The 567-nt window shown below is 56.6% G+C and carries 1 pseudogene; it reads left to right on the top strand.

The features are described 5' to 3' along the window. Nucleotides 1-43 precede the first annotated feature (43 nt). Nucleotides 44-567 (top strand): annotated as a pseudogene (locus tag DVH23_RS23275) (hypothetical protein); the annotation flags it as partial.

Raw genomic sequence — 567 nt, 5'->3', positions numbered from 1 at the left:
TAACAATCCATAAACCGATCGTCTTCGGAATATTACCGCACAGATGGTGTATCTCGACAATCTCGGGCTCTTTGCCGGGGCGATTGCTCTCGGGGCGGTCCACGGAATCGAACCCGGGCATGGGTGGCCCGTAGCTGCCTCGTATGCGCTCGACCAGACGAACAAGTGGCTCTATGGCTTCGCTGCGAGTTTCATCATCGGCGTCGGCCACCTCGTCAGCAGTATTGCGATGGTGGGAGTGTTCTTTTACGCGAAATCCTATTTCAACCTCACACAGGTCAACGAGCCGATCGTGCTCTTCGGAGACGTCCAAATCGGCGGACCGGTCAGTCTCGTCGCTGGCGTGTTACTCATCGCACTCGGAATCCGCGAATACCTCCACGGCCACTCACACAGTCACAGAGATCATTCTCACGAACACAGTGACGAGCACGAGCATGATCACGAGGACGAACACCCACACTCACACGACCACGACGATGAGAATCGATTCAGCCGGCTCACAGCATGGGTTCCGTTTCTCGGCGGGCACGAGCACTCACACGACACGCTTGACGATTCTGCCGA

This window comes from Saliphagus sp. LR7 (assembly GCF_003344565.1).
GTDB lineage: Archaea > Halobacteriota > Halobacteria > Halobacteriales > Natrialbaceae > Saliphagus > Saliphagus infecundisoli.
The sequence above is the reverse complement of the archived record's forward strand: the minus strand, read 5'-3'. Positions and strand labels throughout refer to the sequence as shown.